Source organism: Sphingobium sp. KKT206, from assembly GCF_055640555.1.
In genome coordinates this window covers 2,213,490-2,230,157 of the sequence record NZ_CM145764.1, presented here as the reverse complement: position 1 = coordinate 2,230,157, position 16,668 = coordinate 2,213,490, and the positions used below count along the sequence as shown (strand labels likewise).

Below are 16,668 nucleotides of genomic sequence, written 5' to 3'. Positions count from 1 at the left end.
CAGCCCGAACGGTGTGTTTACCGCCCGTTATAGGGGGCCAACAGATGGACGGTTCCGTTTTCGCATCGATTGCTCTAGGCGCGTGTCCCATGACCGATACCGAATCTTACAGCTACGCCAAGGCTGGCGTTGACATCGCCGCCGGCAATGCGCTGGTGCGCGCCATCGCTCCTTTGGCCAAGGCCACCCGTCGCCCTGGTGCGGATGCCGAACTGGGCGGCTTTGGCGGCTTTTTCGACCTCAAGGCGGCGGGCTTTACCGATCCGCTGCTGGTCGCGGCCAATGATGGCGTCGGCACGAAGCTGAAGCTCGCGATCGACCATGGCCGCCATGACGGGGTGGGCATCGACCTGGTTGCCATGTGCGCCAACGACCTGATCGTGCAGGGTGCCGAGCCGCTTTTCTTCCTTGATTATTATGCCACCGGCAAGCTGGAGAGCGGCGTGGCCGAGCGCGTCATCGCCGGGATCGCCGAGGGTTGCCGGATCGCGGGGTGCGCGCTGATCGGCGGCGAAACCGCCGAAATGCCGGGCATGTATGCGCCGGGCGACTATGATCTCGCGGGCTTTTGCGTCGGCGCGGTCGAGCGGACCAAGGTGCTGACCGGCAACCGGGTGAAGGCGGGCGACGTGCTCCTGGGCATCGCTTCGTCGGGCGTCCATTCCAACGGTTTCTCGCTGGTCCGTCGCCTGGCTGCGGACAAGGGCTGGAGGCTCGACCGCCCCGCCATCTTCGACAATGAAGTGTTGCTGATCGATGCGCTGATGGCGCCGACGCGCATTTATGTGAAGAGCCTGCTGCCGCTCGTGCGCGCGGGCATGGTCAATGCGCTGGCGCATATTACCGGCGGCGGCTTGCTGGAAAACATCCCCCGCGTGCTGCCCGACGGCTGCCACGCGATGGTCGATGCCGACACTTGGGAACAGCCGCGGCTGATGGCCTTCCTTCAGGCGCAGGGGCATATCGACCCCGCCGAAATGGCGCGCACCTTCAACTGCGGCATCGGCATGGTGCTGGCCGTGGACGAAGCGCATGTCGCGGGCGTCACCACGTCGCTGGCCGCGGCGGGCGAGAGCGTCCACCGCATCGGCGTGGTGCAGGCGGGCGACAAGGGCTGCACCGTGCGCGGTTCGACCGAGACATGGAGCGCGAAGGCCGACTGGTCGGCGACGCATTTGGGGTAAGATAAGGCAAATTTGCTCCGTTCGGGCTGAGCCTGTCGAAGCCCTGTTCTTTCTTTTAAGAAAAGTAAGGCCCTTCGACAGGCTCAGGGCGAACGGAGTTAGAATGATGGCTAAAGCCAAAGTCGGCGTCCTGGTTTCCGGTCGCGGGTCCAATATGGCGGCGCTGCTCTATGCCGCCAAGGCCGATGATTGCCCCTATGAGATCGTGCTGGTTGCCGCCAATGATCCGCAAGCGCCGGGGCTGAAACTCGCTGCTGCCGAAGGGATTGCGACCTTTGGCCAGAGCCATAAGGGCTTGAAGCGCGCCGCATTCGACCAGATTATCGATGCACAGTTGCGCGCGGCGGGCGCGCACTATGTCGCGCTCGCGGGCTATATGCGGCTCTTGTCGCCCGAATTTGTCGCGGGATGGGAAGAGCGGATGCTCAATATCCACCCCAGCCTGCTGCCCAAATATAAGGGGCTGGACACGCATCAACGCGCGATCGACGCGGGTGACAGCCATACGGGCTGTTCCGTGCATATCGTCACCGCCGCGCTGGACGACGGACCGGTGCTGGGCCAGACGCCGGTCGCGATCCTGCCCGATGACGATGCCGACACGCTGGCCGCCCGCACGCTGATCGCGGAGCATCAGCTCTACAGCCGCACCCTCGCCGCCTTCGTCAGTCGCGAGCGTCACCCGGACTGGCTGCTCAACAAGGTTCGCGAAAGTGCGCTGGCCTTGCCGCAGGCGGACGAAATCCTCTCCCACGGCATGCCCTGCTTCGGCATCGTCAAAGGCAAGAAGTTCGCCTATTTCACCCGCGACCATCATGGCGACGGCATTATCGCCCTGCTGGTCAAGACCACCGCGCCCGAAGAACAGGCCAGCCTGATCGAAGCCGACCCGGCGCGCTATTATCGACCCGCTTATTTCGGCACCGATTGGGTCGGCATCCGCCTGGACCTGGGCGATACGGACTGGGAGCATATCGCAGAACGGCTGCGCGCCAGCTGGCGGCAGGTTGCGCCGAAAAAGCTGCTGGGGCTGATGGATATTGCGGAGGAGTTTTAAGGGGGGGCTTTTTAGGGTGGGAGAATTTCCCCCGCCCGCTGGCAGGACTGTTGCAAATGCCTGCGATCGGGATCGCATCGAAGGGTGCTAAACGTCTTAAAATCGGCGCATTTAGTAATCTACCCCTGGTAGGGGAGGTGGCTGCGCAAAGCGCAGGCCAGGGGTGTCGCCATCTCGATAGGGTGACACCCCTCCATCTCGTCGTGGTCCTCAAACCGAGGCACATGACTCCGCTCGGCCCCTTACAGGGAAGGATACACTATCAGCTCCGAACGTCAGCCTCGGTCACCGGCGAGATTTTGATCTCCACCCGGCGGTTGGCGGCCTTGCCTTCCTCAGTCGCGTTCGACGCGATCGGCTGGGTCTCGCCGAAACCGCGCGTGCCCATGCGGGCCGACTGGACGCCACGGCTCACCAGATAGCTCGACACCGCCTGGGCGCGGCGTTCGGACAGGGTCTGGTTATAGGCGTCGGCCCCGTCGCTGTCGGTGTGGCCGAACACGTCGATATAGGTTTTGGGATATTGCGCCAGAACCGACGCGACATCGTTCAACGTCGGCTGGAACTGGGGCTGCACATCGGCCCGGTCATAGGCGAAGGTGATGCCCGACGGCATGCGCAGAAGCAGGTCGTCGCCATCGCGAATCACATCGACGCCGGTGCCGGCTGTTTCTTCGCGCAGCTTGCGTTCTTGCGCATCCATATAGGCACCGATGCCCGCACCCGCGACCGCGCCGATGCCCGCGCCCAGAATCTTCTCGGTCCGATCGCTGCGCCCGCCGACCAAATCGCCCAGCAGATAGCCGCCCAATGCGCCGCCGATGCCGCCGATCGCGGCCTTCGAAATCGTGCGCTGACCCGTGGTCGGGTCGGTGGTGCAGGCGGTGGTGGCCAGCATCGCGGCCAAACCGGCCGCACCGATGATGCGATGTGAAATCCTCATGAAACTATTCCCTTATCTTATCGCCCTGTGGAGCGGATGTCCCCAAATCGCTGAGCGAACGTCTTTGTTCCACAAGCGAACTGAACTCTTGATGATGGGATGGTTGTGCAAATGAAAGAATAGAGGGTATAGCCTTTCCCCGACCACCATGGCCACGATACCCCTCCCCAATCCGACGCCCTTTCCCTGGGCCGATCTTGTCATCATCCTCGCGCTGGTGGCGTTGAACGGCGTCTTTGCGATGTCCGAACTCGCCATCGTCTCCGCCCGCAAGCCCCGGCTGCAGGGCTTGGAGAAGGCGGGGCGCAAGGGCGCAACGACGGCGATCGCGCTCGCCAGCGATCCCGGCAAATTCCTCTCCACGGTCCAGATCGGCATCACCCTCATCGGCATCATCGCCGGTGCCTATTCCGGCGCCAGCCTGGGCGGGCCGGTGGGCGAGCGGTTGCAGTGGCTCGGCCTGTCGGCCGATGCCTCGCAGACGTTGGGCTTTGCGGTCGTGATCGGCCTGACCACCTATGCCTCGCTCATCATCGGCGAACTGGTGCCCAAGCAATTCGCCCTGCGCGCGCCCGAACCGATCGCGGTGCTGGTCGCGACGCCGATGCTGTGGCTCTCGAAAATCACCGCGCCGATCGTGTGGATATTGGACGGGTCGAGCAGCCTGATCTTCAAGCTGTTGCGGATGGACCGCGAATCGGAAAGCCATGTCACGGCCGAGGAACTGCACCTGATCGTCGCCGAAGCGAGCAAGTCGGGCGTGATCGAGGAAAGCGAGCGCGCGATTATTTCAGGCGTCGTGCGTCTGGCCGACCGACCCGTGCGTGAAGTGATGACGCAGCGGATGGACGTCGACTGGATCGACATCGCCGCCGACGAAGACACGATTCGCGCCCGCCTGCTGGAAACGCCGCATACCAGACTGCCGGTCGGCCGCGGATCGGTGGAGGATATTATCGGCATCGTCCAGGCCCGCGACATTATGAGCGCGCTGTTCCGGGGCGAAGCCCTCAACGTCGGCGCGCTGATGCGCAAGGCGGAGGTCGTGCCCGATCAGGTCGATGCCATGGACGCGCTGGAAGTGCTGCGCCGCTCCGACGTGCCGATGGTCATGGTCCATGACGAATATGGCCATTTCGAAGGAATCGTAACCCCGGCCGACCTATTGTCGGCGATCGCCGGCCATTTCGCGTCCGACCGCGATGCGTTCGACGAACCTGATCTGGTCGAGCGTGAGGATGGCAGCCTGCTTGTGTCCGGCCAGATGCCGATGGACCAACTCGCCGAACGCATCTGCATCGACCTGTCCGAAGACCGCGACTATGCGACCGTCGCGGGCCATGTCCTGTGGCTGATGAAACGCCTGCCCGAAGTCGGCGACTATATCGACGATCAAGGCTGGCGCTTCGAGATCGTCGACATGGACGGCCGCAAGATCGACAAGCTGCTGGTCGCGGAACGCTAAGCGGCCTTCCCCTCTCTCTTGTCCTCTCCCGTCTTCACGGGAGAGGCTACGTAGACTTGGCAGCTTGCTGCCTAGTCGATGTCGGTGAGGGTCTTTTATTCCAGATGCCAGGCAGACCCTCACCCTCCCACGCCTGCGGCGCGGGCCCCTCCCTCTCCCGTGAAGACGGGAGAGGTGTACATCGGTCGACACCTTCCGCGACGCTCACCCCACCAACAAAACGGGCGCGGCACCTCGTGCCGCGCCCGTCATATTGGCAATCAGGATCGCCGGATTATTCCGCCGCGTTGGCCGCGTTCTCGGCCGGGGCTTCGGCGGCGTTGGCGGCATTGCCTGCCTCGGCCGCATTGTCACCTTCGGCGGCCGGTTCGGCATCGGCGGCGGGCAGGGGCAGGTTGGACCCCTGCGTATTGAGCCAGGCGATCAGGTTGGCGCGATCGACCGGGTTGCCAAGGCCAGCAAAGGTCATCTTGGTGCCAGGCGCATATTCGCGCGGGCTCTTGAGCCACTTGTCCATCGCCTCGAACGTCCAGTCGCCTGGAACCGACTTGAGCGCTTCGGAATAGGCAAAGCCTGCGACATGGCCATGCGCCTTGCCGACCGTCGCCCACAGATTGGGACCGATGCCGTTCGCGCCGCCCTGGTTCACGGTGTGGCAGGCGGCGCACTTGGCGAACACCTTTTCGCCCGCCGCGACGTCTGCGCTGGCGAGCAGGGTGTTGAGGCTGGGACCGGCAGCGCCGCCTTCGCCCTCGGCTTCGACGCCCTCGATCGCATAGCCCATGGTTTCGGGCCGTTCGTCATGGAAAACTTTGGAACTGACGATCGCGCCGCCAAGCGCGATGATGCCCGCGAACAGTGCCCAGCCCGCTACGGTATTGAAACGATCGCCCATTTCGCTCGATTTCCCTTGCGTATCTTTTCGGGCGGCTATGTTCCGGCCCCCTCTTGAGGGCTGCCATAATGGCGGACACGCCAAGGTGCAAGCCGGGTTGACGCGGGAAATATGTCAGTCCTGTTCACTGCCGCCCCGCCGATGCTTGCGCAGCGCCAAGCAAATGCATAAGCGCGCAGCCACCCATGGACAATTATCCCGCCCCCGCCCGCATCATCGTCGCCGACCTCGCGGCCAAGGCCGCCGCCGATCCGGCCCGTGCCGTCGCCTATCAGGGCGCGCCGGGGGCCAACTCGCACCTCGCGGCCTTGGGCTATGCGCCCGATTGCGTGCCCTTGCCCTGTTTTGCGTTCGAAGATGCGATCGACGCGGTGCGCAATGGCCTCGCCGCGCGCGCTATCATCCCGATCGAAAACAGCCTGCATGGGCGGGTTGCCGACATGCATTTCCTGCTGCCCGAATCGGGGCTGGCGATCGTCGACGAATATTTCCTGCGCATCCGCCATTGCCTGATGGCGCCCGACAATAGCCCGGTGAGAAGCGCGATCAGCCACCCCCAGGCGCTTGGCCAATGCCGCCACTATCTGCGCGAGCGCGGTATCCAGCCGGTCGCCTATGCCGATACGGCGGGCGCGGCGGCGCTGGTGGCGGAACGCAAGACGCCGGGCGAAGGGGCGATCGCGCCTTATCTGGCCGCCGAACTCTATGGCCTGCGCCTGATCGCCGAGAATATCGAGGATAGCGACGATAATATGACGCGCTTCCTGGTGCTGGCGCGCGAACCCAAAATGCCGATCGCCTATGTCGGCCCGGTCATGACCACCTTTTTGTTCGAGGTGAAGAATGTCCCCGCCGCGCTCTACAAGGCGATGGGCGGCTTTGCGACCAATGGCGTCAATATGACGAAGCTGGAAAGCTATCAGCGCGGGGCGAGCTTCGCCGCGACCGAATTTTTCTGCGATATCGAAGGGATGCCGGGCGACCCGGCGGTCGACCGGGCGCTCGCCGAACTGGAGTTCCACACCAAATGGGTGCGGGTGCTGGGCAGCTATCGGCAGGCACGCCCCCGCACTTAACTGCAGGCTCCCGCTTTCGCAGCCGCGCAATCGCGCCTATAGGCGCTTCATGGTCGCAGCTATTCTTTTGTCCGCCCTGGCGATGAGCGCCATTGTCGGCGTGCGGTATCTGTTGGCGAGCGGGGGTTTTGCGCTCGCGACCCGGATTCGCCAGCCAGGCCTGTATCGCGGCCTGGAAAAGCAGATGGGGCGGGAAATCGCCTGGTCGCTGGCCTCGGCGCTCATCTACGGCATGCCCGCGGGCGTGGTCGCCTGGGGTTGGCAGGCGCATGGCTGGACGCGCATCTACACCGATGTCGCGGCGATGCCGCTCTGGTATCTGCCGCTGTCGGTGCTGCTCTATCTCGCCGCGCACGACACCTGGTTCTACTGGACGCACCGCTGGATGCATCGGCCCAAGCTGTTTCGCGTCGCCCATGCGGTGCATCATGCCAGCCGCCCACCCACGGCCTGGGCGGCGATGAGCTTCCACCCCTGGGAGGCGCTGACCGGCGCGGTGGTGATCCCGGCGCTGGTGTTCCTTATCCCCATCCATGTCGGTGCATTGGGCGTCGTGCTGACGATCATGACGGTGATGGGGGTCAGCAATCATATGGGGTGGGAGATGTTCCCGCGCTGGCTGGTGCGCGGGCCGATCGGCGGATGGCTGATCACCGCGACGCATCATCAGCGGCATCATGACCGCTATAATTGCAATTATGGCCTCTATTTCCGCTTCTGGGACCGGCTGTGCGGCACCGACCAGGGGCTGGGCGATTTCACGACGAAGGCGCGCGCATGATCGGGCGGTTGGCGATGGCTGTCATCGCGCTGGCGGGATTGAGCGGGGCTGCGCCGCTGGGCCAGCCCCAGTCAGTCAGCATGGCGCTGGAAGGCTTGCGATCGGGCAAGGGGCAGATATTGGTCTGCGTCACCCGGATGCCGGAATATTTCCCCGACTGCACCAAGGATCCCGACAAGCGTCATTTCGCCGTGGCGGCGCAGGGCGGGGCGGTGGCGTTGGGCGCCATGGCGCCCGGCCGCTATGCCATCGCCATCATCCATGACGAAAATGCCAATGGCAAATTGGATACCTTCGCCGGGATACCGCGCGAAGGCGTCGGCTTTTCCCGAAACCCGGCGCTGCGCTTTGGCGCGCCGAGTTTTCAATCGGCCAGTTTCCCGGTCGCGGGGGCGCCGGTCGAGCAGGATATAAAGCTTAAATATTTCCTGTGACCTGAACGGTTGGCCGCATCGGCGGGAACCTGTCACCCGCCCGAAACATTCAGAACCCTGAACGCACGTTAAAAAAACAACAGGGTCATTCATGCCATTTTTCCGCTGCTCGCTGGCCGCGACCGTCGTCGCGACCCTGTCCCTCGCTGCGCCCGCCATGGCGCAGGAAGAAGAACAGCATAGCACGCTGACCATCGGGGCCGGTGCCGCCATGATCCCCAGCTATGAGGGCTCGGACGAATATCGCGTCCTGCCCATTGCCCAGGCGCGCGGCAAGGTGAACGATATCGCCTTCTGGACACGCGGCACCGCCCTCTATGTCGATGCCATTGCCGATCCGACCGGGCCGGGCGTCGATTTCGAACTGGGGCCGGTCGTCAACCTGAGATTTGACCGTACCAGCCGCAAGGCCATCAAGGATGACGCCGTGCAGGCGTTGGGGAAGCGGGACTTCGCGCTGGAAGCGGGCGGTTTTATCGGCATCGGCAAGACCGGGGTGATCACCAGCGATTATGATAATCTGTCGGCGCGCGTCGCCGTGACCAAGGATGTCGCGGGCGCCCATGGCTCCTTCGTCATAACGCCGTCGATCGAATATTTCACGCCGCTGTCGATCACCACCTTCGTCGGCCTGGGCGTGTCGGCCGATTATGTCGGCAAGAAATATGGCCGCTATTATTTCGACATCACGCCGCAGGATAGTCTGGCCAGTGGGCTGGACGTCTATGACCGTGCAGGACGGGGATCGGGCTTTCGTCGGATGAACGTCAACCTGTCGGCAGGCAAATCGCTGTCGGGCGATATCCGCACGGGCTGGGCGATCTTCGGCGTCGCCGGCTACACCCGCTTGCTCGGCAAATATGCCGATTCGCCGATCGTGTCGGATGTCGGATCGCGCAACCAGTTCGTCGGGGCGGTCGGCGTCGGCTACACCTTCTGACAGGCGATCTTGCGGGACAAGGGTGACGCGCCCCATATGGCGATATATGGAGGCGGCGACACACCGCATTGGCAGGAGATTGAAGCGTGGCGACCCTGGGATTGAGCGAGGCCGACAAGGCGGCGATTGAGGCGTTTCGCCAGGACGTGGTGGAGCCGTCTCGCACCCAGCTGGTGATCGTCGATTTCTGGGCCGAATGGTGCGGCCCGTGCAAGCAGCTGACCCCGATCATCGAGAAGGTCTGCGCCGACTATGCGGCCAAGGGCGTCAAGCTGGTCAAGGTCAATGTCGACGACAATGGCTTCATCGCCAGCCAGTTCCGGGTCCAGTCGATCCCGACCGTCTATGCCGTGTTCCAGGGCCAGCCCGTCGCGGATTTGACCCAGGCGCGGACCGAAGGCGCGCTCAAACAATATCTCGACCAATTGCTGTCGCAACTGCCGATCGAATCGGAAGAAAAGTCGCAGGCGCAGGAAATCGCCCCGCTGATCGCCATGGGCGAGGAATTGCTGGCCGAGGGCGACGCCGAGCGGGCGCTGTCGGTGTTCACGCAGATCGCGCAAATGGCCCCCGACATGGTCGAGGTGGTCGCAGGACAAGCGCGGGCGCTGGTGATGCTGGGCCAGCTGGACGAGGCCGAAGCGCTGCTGGCAGCCCTGCCCGCCGAGATCGCCCGGCATGGTGCGGTCGATCAGGCGCGCGCGGCGATCGCGCTGGCGCGCGACGTCAAGCCGTTGGCCGACCTGTCGGCGGTGGAAGCGAAAGTCGCCGCCGATCCCGACGATCATGAAGCCCGGTTCGAACTTGCAGGCGGGCTGATGGCCAATGGCGACCGCGACGGGGCCGCCGACGCGCTGCTGGAAATCGTGCGGCGCGACCGCACCTGGAACGAAGGCGCGGCGCGCGCGCAACTCGTCACCATCTTCGAAGCCGTCGGGCTGGAAGATCCTTGGGTATCCGCGCAGCGTCGCAAGCTGTCGCAGATTCTCTTCGCCTGATGCCCCTCGCGCGCGTCTCGATCTTTCCCTTGTCCGGCGCCTTGCTGTTGCCGGGCATGGACCTGCCGCTGCATATTTTCGAGCCGCGCTACCGGGCGCTGATCCATGACGCGATGGCGCGCGACCGACGCATCGGCATGATCCAGCCGCGCGAAGGCGGGCCGGTGCCTTCGCTGTTCGACATGGGGTGCCTGGGCCATGTCAGCCATATCGAGGCGATGGAGGATGGGCGGTTCAATATCATCCTGACCGGCCTCGCCCGCTTCCGCTTCGTGCGCGAACTGCCGGTGGCGACCCAATTCCGCCAGATCGAAGCGGATATCGAGCAGGCGCCACAGGAAGACGAAGTGCTGCACGCGGTCGAACGCACCGCATTGGAGCAGGAATCGCGGCGCTTTGCCGACGCGCTGGGATATGTGGTGGACTGGACGGCGGTGTCGCGGCTGGACGACACGTCGCTGGTCAACGGCATCGCCCAGATCGCGCCGTTCGATCCCGCCGCCAAGCAGACCTTGCTGGAGGCCGATACGCTGTCCGAACGGTCGGAGCGCATCATCCAACTGATGCAGATCGTCGGCCGCGGCGACCGCGATGGCGGCGCGACGATGCAATGAGCGAGATTGCAGTAAGCGAGCCTGGGCCGATCGACCCCTGGCTCTTCGCCAAGCTGGTATGCCCGGTAACCCGCACACCCCTGCGCTGGGACGCAGCGCGCAAGGCGCTGGTGTCCGACGCGGCGGGCCTGGCCTATCCGGTCCGCGACGGCGTCCCGGTGCTGTTGGCGCGGGAAGCCGTGCCCATCATGTGATGATGCCTCTCTCAGTCCCCCGTTCGTCCTGAGCCTGTCGAAGGACGCGCACAAGCGATGGCCTTCCACGCTTATCTGCTAAGATGCAGCGACGGCAGCTTCTATGCCGGGCATACGGATGACCTGGAGAGCCGGATCGCAGCGCACCAAATGGGCATGATCCCCGGCTATACCTTCGCGCGTAGACCGCTCCATCTGGTTTGGACTGAAAGTTTCGGCACCCGCGACGAAGCCTTGACGGCCGAGCGACGGATCAAAGGATGGAGCCGGGCAAAAAAGCAGGCGCTGATTGATGGCGATTGGGCGCGGTTGAGCCTGTTAGCGCGGAATCGGCAGGATCAGGGATAGGTTGGCGCGCGTCCTTCGACAGGCTCAGGACGATCGGCGTTCGGTTAAGAATAAGCCGCGATACATTCCACTTCCAGCGGCGCACCGAGTGCCAGACCGTCCGCGCCGAAGGCACTGCGCGCGGGCAAGCGCTTGCCGGCAAAATAGGGCGTATAGGCGGCGTTGAAGCGGGGCCAGTCGGCCATGTCGTCCAGCATGACCGTGCATTTGACGACATCGCCAAAGTCGAGGCCATTATCCTTGAGGATGCCGCCGATCGCATCCATCGCGCCCCTGACCGCCGCGTCGAACCCTTCCTTATGCGCGTCCATGCCTTCGGGCACCTGGCCGATCTGCCCCGACATATAGAGAATATCGCCCACTCGGATGGCGGGGGAGAAGGGCAGGCTGGCGGGCATCGGCTGCGGCGCGGCGGCAGGCTGCGCAAACGAAGGCGTGGTAGCCAGCAGCAGGGCGGCGGGGATCAGGCGGACCATCAGTCTCTCCAAATATCAGGCACGGGGCAGGGCGGCGAGCAGCCGTTCGATATCTGTCGCATCGTTGAACACCGAAGGCGAGACGCGCAGATGATGATCGTGCAGCGAAACCCGCACCCCCGCCTTGGCCAGCGGGTCCGACAGCCGCGCCTTGGCATCGGGCAGCAGCGCGGTGAGCAGCGGCGCGGTGGTGCCGGATGGCGTGATGATCGCATAGCCCTTGGCGCGCAGGCCTTCGCGCAAGGCGGCGATCAATTGCTGGGCATGGGCCTGGATCGCGGGCACCGTCAGGCGGCCGATATAGTCGAGCGAATGGTCGAGCGCGGCGACGATTGCCTGCGCATAGGTGCCGGTCGCGAAATGGCCGAGCGCGCCTGTGCGGACGGCATAGCTGACCGGCGCGTCGCCCGGCGGGTCGAGCGGATAGGCATGGGTCTGCGGCGGCGACAGGCCGATGCCGGGCGGGGCATCGGGCGCGGCAAAGCCATAATAGCCATATTCGGTGCGGGGTAGCTGATCCCACACGCCGCGCCTGACGTAGAGGAAGCCAAGCCCGAAATCGCCCATCAGCCATTTATAGGTGGCGCAGGCCGCGAAATCGACGCCGCTGGCGTGGAGATCGACCGGGACTGCGCCCGCCGCATGAATGATGTCAGCATAGACCAACGCGCCGACCTTGTGCGCCAGGTCGCACACCGCCTTCAGGTCATGCTGGAAGCCATTATAGGTCGACACGAGCGAGAGGCTGACGAGGCGGGTGCCCGGCGTAATGGCGCGGGCCATATCGTCCAGTTCGATGCGCCCCGCGCGCGCCTGAACCCAGGCGACATCGACGCCCTGTTTGGCCATTTCCAGATACATGGGGAAGGCAGCATAGAAATGCAGCGTGTCGGTGACCACGCGGCCCTTGCTGCCGGGAAAGCCGAGCGCGCGCAGCACCGCCTGCTCGCCCATGGTGGTGGATTGGACCCAGGTGATTTCATCCGCGTCGGCGTTCACCAGGCGCGCGAATTTGGCGATGACTCCTGCCCGATCAACCGGCTTGCGCGCGACGGCCGCAGGATCGAGCGTCCGCGTCGCGACATAGGCGTCCATCGCGGCACGCGCGCCCAGGCTGATCGGATGGGTCGATGCGCTGTCGAGATAGGCGACCGGGGTGGCGGCAAAGCCAGCCTTGTCGGGAAGGGTGAGCGTCGCGGCGCGCGCCGTCCGCACCGCCAGCGGCAGGGCCACCGCCGCGCCCAGCGCCTCGCGACGGCTGAGGCTCATGCCAGCGCCTTGAGCAGTCCGGCCTTGAACGCCTGCATTTCCGCTGGCGTGCCGAACGAGACGCGGACCCAGTCGTCCATATATTTGCGCGGGCCGCCGATGTAGATTTTCTGCGCCGCCAGCGCGGCGGTGACGTCTGCGCCCGAACGACCAACATGGATCATCGCGAAACTCGCCTGCGAGGGCAGGTAGCGCAACCCCTGCGCGTCAAGCCAGCGATAGAGATCATCGCGCACCGCCTTATTCTCAGCCTTGCGCGTGGGCAGCAGCATGGGATCGAGCAGGCTCGCCTCCGCCGCGACCACGGCGGGCATGGGCGTGATGTTGGTGCCGTAGCGGGCCATGCCGTCGAGCAGATCCTTGCGCCCCGCGATCAGGCCGCAGCGCAAGCCAGCGAGGCCGTAAATCTTCGAAAAGGTCCGCGTCACCAGCACGTCCGCGCCGCTGGCGACCAGATCGAGGCAGGTCCGGGCATCGCTGAAATCGATATAGGCTTCATCGATCAGCAGGATCGCGCCCTTGGGCTTGTTGGCGAGCAGCCAGTCGATGTCGGCGCGTGCCGTGACCAGGCCGGTCGGGTTGTTGGGATTGCACAGATAATAGACGCCCGCATTCGGCGCGGCGGCGAGCAGTTTGCGGGGGTCTGCGGCGAAATCGCCCGACAGCGGCACGGCGACCGAGCGCGTCACGCTCTGGTTGCCAAGCCCCAGGAAACCTTGATCGAAGGTCGGCTCGAAATAGGCGATGGGCCGGTCAGTCGAGGAATAGGTGAGTGCGACCGAGCGGAGCGGCATGAAGGAACCCGGATGGACCTGCACCTGTGTCGGCGAGAGGCCATTTTGCCGCGCAAACAGGCTTTCGAGCTTGGCGGCGAACGCCATGCCATAGCGCCCCGACAAGGGCGGCAGCTTGGCCAGCGCGGCAAGCGCTGCAGCGCCGGGGCCGATGGGATGTTCATTGCTATTAAGGAAGATTCCGTCGGTCAGGCTGGCGACCATGGCGGCGGGATCGTCGGGCAGATCGACCTTGCGCCCGCGCTGGGCGAGGGCAGGGGTTGCGGTCGCAAATGCGGTGGCACCCACCGCCCCGCGCATCAGCATGCGGCGGGACAGGCTGTCGGACGATCCAGTCATGCAGGCACCCTCCATAGGAAAAGGGCCGGTTCGTTCCCGAACCGGCCCTTCGTCATGATATGATTTAGAATTTGAAGTCGATACGCGCGTAATAATAGCCGCCCGCCGTGCCGTAGGGGCCATGGCCATAGGGGCTGTTATAGGAGCCAGAGCCATTCTGGTATGGCGACACGCCGGGGTTCACGACAACGCCTGCACCGGTGACGAACTTGGGCACTTCCGGCACCTTGTCGAACAGGTTGTTCGCGCCCAGCGAGAAGGTGACATTGTCGTTGAAGTCATAGCCGACTTCGAGATCGGTGATGATCGCCGATTTGACCACGCCATCGAAGTAGAGCTGGTTGGCATTCACGCCGTTGATCAGCGCGCCATCGGCGATCAGGAAGCCGCCTTCGGGCACCACGCCGCTGCCCACACCCGGCCGGACCAGGACGCTCGTCTTGGCATAGAGGGTTTCGCGCAGGTTGACGCTTAGCTTGCCCGCCTTGAGCAGCGCGCCGAAGCCGACCTTATATTTGGGGGTCGTGTCTTCGATATTGCTTTCCGATGCGGCGTTGAACAGCGGATAGCCGACCTTGTTGTTGGTGATCTTCGTCTTGTTATAGTTGCCGTTGAGCGACAGGTTCAACGAGCCGAAGTCGAGCGCCACCGGGTAGCTGATCGAGAAGTCTACGCCAGTCGTCCGGGTGTCGATGCCGTTGGTGAAGCTCTGGACGCCGACCTGTTGCAGGGCGGTGTCGAGAACGATGCCGGCGGCAGCGAGCGCATCGAAGATCGCGGCGGCGCCGGGCTGGACGACGCCACCCTGAACGGCGTTACGCGATGCCGTGGCGGCGATACGATCCTTGATCTTGATCATATAGGCATCGACGGTGATGGCGAGCTTGGGCACGGGCCGTAGCACGATGCCCGCCGAGAAGTTCTTGGACTTTTCAGGGCCAAGCGAGTCGAAGCCGAGCAAGGCGGCGGCCGGGCTGCCCGCGGGCAACTGGGCGACGGCGCTGGTTGGCCCTACGTTGATCGTCGAATATTTCTGTTCAGCCAGCGACGGAGCGCGGAAGCCGGTGCTGGCGGTGCCGCGAATGGCGATGGCGTCCGAGAAGTCGTAGCGGGTCGTGATCTTGCCGATCAGCGTATCGCCAAAGTCGGTATAATCTTCATAGCGACCGGCCAGATCGACCGTCCAGCCTTCGACCGGCTGGGCGATGAAGTTGATATAGCCTGCGCGCGAACTGCGCTTGAAGCGGCCCGCGTCGGTTGCCTTATAGCCGGGGAAGGACTGCACGCCGGTCTTGTAGGTCGAATAGAAATCGCCCTGGACGATTTCATAGGTGTCCTTGCGATATTCCCCACCGAAGGCGAAGGTCAGCGGGGCGGCCATGCCGACTTCGAATTCCTTGCGGATGTCGGCGGTCACCGTGGTCTGGCTCAGGCGGAAGCCACCATCATAGGCCTTGTCGGGCGTATTGGGCGTGCCGATGCCTGCCAGTGCTGCGGCATAGCTTTCCTGCCATACTTCGCGATGGGCGGAATTTTCAGTCCAGATGTCGTTCTTCTGATTGGCGTAGGTGGTGCTGAGGTCATAATTCCAACCGCTGCCAAACTCGCCCTTGGCGCCGACGGTGAAGCTATATTCATCCTCGATCACATGCTGCAGCGGGACCATGCCGTTGATGCCGGTGTCGCTGTAGCAGATGCTGGGGTCGTAAGCGGCGGGGGTGACGCCGCCGCCCAGGTTGCCAGCCTCGTAGCAGATGCGCTTGGGATGGCGGTAGCCCTGCTTGGCCCAGCCTTCGCGGCGGGACACATCGCCGAAGCTGTAGACTTCGACGCCGCCGAAATCATAGCCGGCATTGTAGAAGAGCAGGTTGAGTTCGGTCTTGGGCTGGCCACCGTTGATGTTGGCCAGCGCGTCGCCGGCAAGGTTGGACCATTGGGCCGGCGCATTGGGCTGGAGCGTGCCGTCCGGCTTCGTCACCTGGACCTGGCCTTCGCCCAGCGTCGTATAATCCTGGCGGCGGTGGAACAGGCTGACGTTGAGGAAGCCGTCTTCGCCCAGCTTGACGCCATAATTGCCGGAAACCGAGAAAAGTTCACCCTGGCTGTCATAATATTGACCGCCGGTGACCTTGAAAGAGCCGCCTTCGGCCTGGTCCTTGAGGATGAAGTTGATGACGCCCGCGATCGCGTCCGTACCATAGACGGCGGCCGCGCCTTCCTGGAACACTTCGACCTGCGAGACGGCGTCTGGCGGAATCAGATCGATGCTGGGTGCGGCGGAGCCGGAGAAGGCACCAAGCACCTGGAGAATCGCGTTGCCGTGACGACGCTTGCCGTTGACCAGAACCAGCGTGTGGTTGGGGCTGAGGCCGCGCAGACGGGCGGAGAGCGAGAAGCTGGAAAGATCGGTGCCCTGCGTCTGCGCCGTGAAGCTGGGGACGATCTGGGTCAGAACCTGGTTGAGGTTCGGCTGGCCGACCCTTGTGATCGCGTCCTGACCCAAGACCTGGATCGGTGCGGCGCTGTCGGCGACCTGCATGCCGACGGCACGGGTGCCGGTGACGATGATGGTACCGCCGTCCTCGGCCTGTGGTTCCTGCGGTGCTTCCTGCGCCAATGCGCAAGCGGACCAAGACGAAGCGAGAATCAATGAAAGTTTAAGCGCTGACAAGCGTGTCATTCATGCCCCCTGTTATTGCATTGTTGATGACAGGGGGTTTGACGATTGGCTCAGGCAAAGCCTCTATTGCGCCGCACAATTTTTAAGTAAAAATGCAATAATTGCCGCTGCTTATCTGAGCAGCGACTCAACAGGATAATTTTCTTCTACGACTTTGCGCAATTGCCAATTTTGCACTGAC

At 63.9% G+C, this 16,668-nt stretch carries 17 protein-coding genes; 11 read left to right on the top strand and 6 right to left on the bottom strand.

Annotation, left to right across the window (positions count from 1 at the left end):
* Window positions 1-89 precede the first annotated feature (89 nt).
* Together purM and purN are read left to right on the top strand one after the other, a co-directional pair.
* A complete protein-coding gene (purM, locus tag ACZ2HM_RS10650; RefSeq protein ID WP_470425190.1) occupies window positions 90-1,184 on the top strand; it encodes a phosphoribosylformylglycinamidine cyclo-ligase in 1,095 nt (364 codons plus the stop codon).
* Between the two features lie 106 nt (window positions 1,185-1,290).
* Entirely contained in the window at window positions 1,291-2,241 is a 951-nt protein-coding gene (gene purN, locus ACZ2HM_RS10645; RefSeq protein WP_470425189.1) for a phosphoribosylglycinamide formyltransferase, read from the top strand.
* Window positions 2,242-2,503: 262 nt separating this feature from the next.
* On the opposite strand, the gene ACZ2HM_RS10640 is transcribed toward purN, so the two are convergent.
* Window positions 2,504-3,184 (bottom strand): YiaD family glycine zipper/OmpA-like lipoprotein, encoded by a 681-nt coding sequence (locus ACZ2HM_RS10640; protein ID WP_037473268.1) that lies wholly within the window; start codon window positions 3,182-3,184, stop codon window positions 2,504-2,506.
* 148 nt (window positions 3,185-3,332) lie between these two features.
* On the opposite strand from ACZ2HM_RS10640, the gene ACZ2HM_RS10635 reads away from it, so the two are divergent.
* The gene (locus ACZ2HM_RS10635) at window positions 3,333-4,649 is read left to right on the top strand and encodes a hemolysin family protein (RefSeq protein ID WP_037473266.1); all 1,317 of its coding nucleotides are present in this window, start codon (window positions 3,333-3,335) and stop codon (window positions 4,647-4,649) included.
* 274 nt (window positions 4,650-4,923) lie between these two features.
* Here ACZ2HM_RS10635 and ACZ2HM_RS10630 read toward each other — a convergent pair whose 3' ends face one another.
* Window positions 4,924-5,544, bottom strand: coding sequence for a cytochrome c family protein (locus ACZ2HM_RS10630; protein WP_313923224.1), 621 nt, complete (start codon window positions 5,542-5,544; stop codon window positions 4,924-4,926).
* A 185-nt stretch (window positions 5,545-5,729) separates the two neighbouring features.
* Here ACZ2HM_RS10630 and ACZ2HM_RS10625 point away from each other — a divergent pair, with 185 nt between their 5' ends.
* The 8 genes from ACZ2HM_RS10625 (at window position 5,730) to ACZ2HM_RS10590 (ending at window position 10,929) form a co-directional block, all read left to right on the top strand.
* The gene (locus ACZ2HM_RS10625) at window positions 5,730-6,620 is read left to right on the top strand and encodes a prephenate dehydratase (RefSeq protein ID WP_470425188.1); all 891 of its coding nucleotides are present in this window, start codon (window positions 5,730-5,732) and stop codon (window positions 6,618-6,620) included.
* A gap of 49 nt (window positions 6,621-6,669) precedes the next feature.
* Window positions 6,670-7,401: a sterol desaturase family protein gene (locus ACZ2HM_RS10620; RefSeq protein ID WP_470425187.1), complete on the top strand. Its 732-nt coding sequence runs from the start codon at window positions 6,670-6,672 to the stop codon at window positions 7,399-7,401.
* Window positions 7,398-7,835, top strand: coding sequence for a DUF2141 domain-containing protein (locus ACZ2HM_RS10615; protein WP_037473257.1), 438 nt, complete (start codon window positions 7,398-7,400; stop codon window positions 7,833-7,835). The genes ACZ2HM_RS10620 and ACZ2HM_RS10615 overlap by 4 nt, the downstream gene beginning before the upstream one ends.
* Window positions 7,836-7,926: 91 nt before the next feature.
* A complete protein-coding gene (locus tag ACZ2HM_RS10610) occupies window positions 7,927-8,775 on the top strand; it encodes a MipA/OmpV family protein (RefSeq protein WP_037473256.1) in 849 nt (282 codons plus the stop codon).
* Between the two features lie 86 nt (window positions 8,776-8,861).
* Window positions 8,862-9,773 (top strand): tetratricopeptide repeat protein, encoded by a 912-nt coding sequence (locus ACZ2HM_RS10605; RefSeq protein ID WP_037473254.1) that lies wholly within the window; start codon window positions 8,862-8,864, stop codon window positions 9,771-9,773.
* The gene (locus ACZ2HM_RS10600; protein WP_470425186.1) at window positions 9,773-10,387 is read left to right on the top strand and encodes an LON peptidase substrate-binding domain-containing protein; all 615 of its coding nucleotides are present in this window, start codon (window positions 9,773-9,775) and stop codon (window positions 10,385-10,387) included. Before ACZ2HM_RS10605 ends, ACZ2HM_RS10600 begins: the two co-directional genes overlap by 1 nt.
* Window positions 10,384-10,581, top strand: coding sequence for a Trm112 family protein (locus ACZ2HM_RS10595; RefSeq protein WP_037473252.1), 198 nt, complete (start codon window positions 10,384-10,386; stop codon window positions 10,579-10,581). Before ACZ2HM_RS10600 ends, ACZ2HM_RS10595 begins: the two co-directional genes overlap by 4 nt.
* Before the next feature lie 57 nt (window positions 10,582-10,638).
* The gene (locus tag ACZ2HM_RS10590; RefSeq protein WP_037473250.1) at window positions 10,639-10,929 is read left to right on the top strand and encodes a GIY-YIG nuclease family protein; all 291 of its coding nucleotides are present in this window, start codon (window positions 10,639-10,641) and stop codon (window positions 10,927-10,929) included.
* Window positions 10,930-10,973: 44 nt separating this feature from the next.
* Here the strand turns inward: ACZ2HM_RS10590 and ACZ2HM_RS10585 are convergent, their stop codons facing one another.
* The 4 genes from ACZ2HM_RS10585 to ACZ2HM_RS10570 all read right to left on the bottom strand — a co-directional run bounded on the left by ACZ2HM_RS10585 (window position 10,974) and on the right by ACZ2HM_RS10570 (window position 16,487).
* Window positions 10,974-11,405, bottom strand: coding sequence for a RidA family protein (locus tag ACZ2HM_RS10585; RefSeq protein WP_037473249.1), 432 nt, complete (start codon window positions 11,403-11,405; stop codon window positions 10,974-10,976).
* Window positions 11,406-11,420: 15 nt separating this feature from the next.
* Window positions 11,421-12,674 carry an aminotransferase class V-fold PLP-dependent enzyme gene (locus ACZ2HM_RS10580; protein ID WP_037473247.1) on the bottom strand — a complete coding sequence of 418 codons (1,254 nt, stop codon included), beginning with the start codon at window positions 12,672-12,674 and terminating at the stop codon, window positions 11,421-11,423.
* Window positions 12,671-13,807, bottom strand: coding sequence for an aminotransferase class I/II-fold pyridoxal phosphate-dependent enzyme (locus tag ACZ2HM_RS10575; protein WP_037477723.1), 1,137 nt, complete (start codon window positions 13,805-13,807; stop codon window positions 12,671-12,673). The genes ACZ2HM_RS10580 and ACZ2HM_RS10575 overlap by 4 nt, the downstream gene beginning before the upstream one ends.
* Window positions 13,808-13,871: 64 nt before the next feature.
* Window positions 13,872-16,487, bottom strand: coding sequence for a TonB-dependent receptor plug domain-containing protein (locus ACZ2HM_RS10570; RefSeq protein ID WP_470425185.1), 2,616 nt, complete (start codon window positions 16,485-16,487; stop codon window positions 13,872-13,874).
* Window positions 16,488-16,668 lie beyond the last annotated feature (181 nt).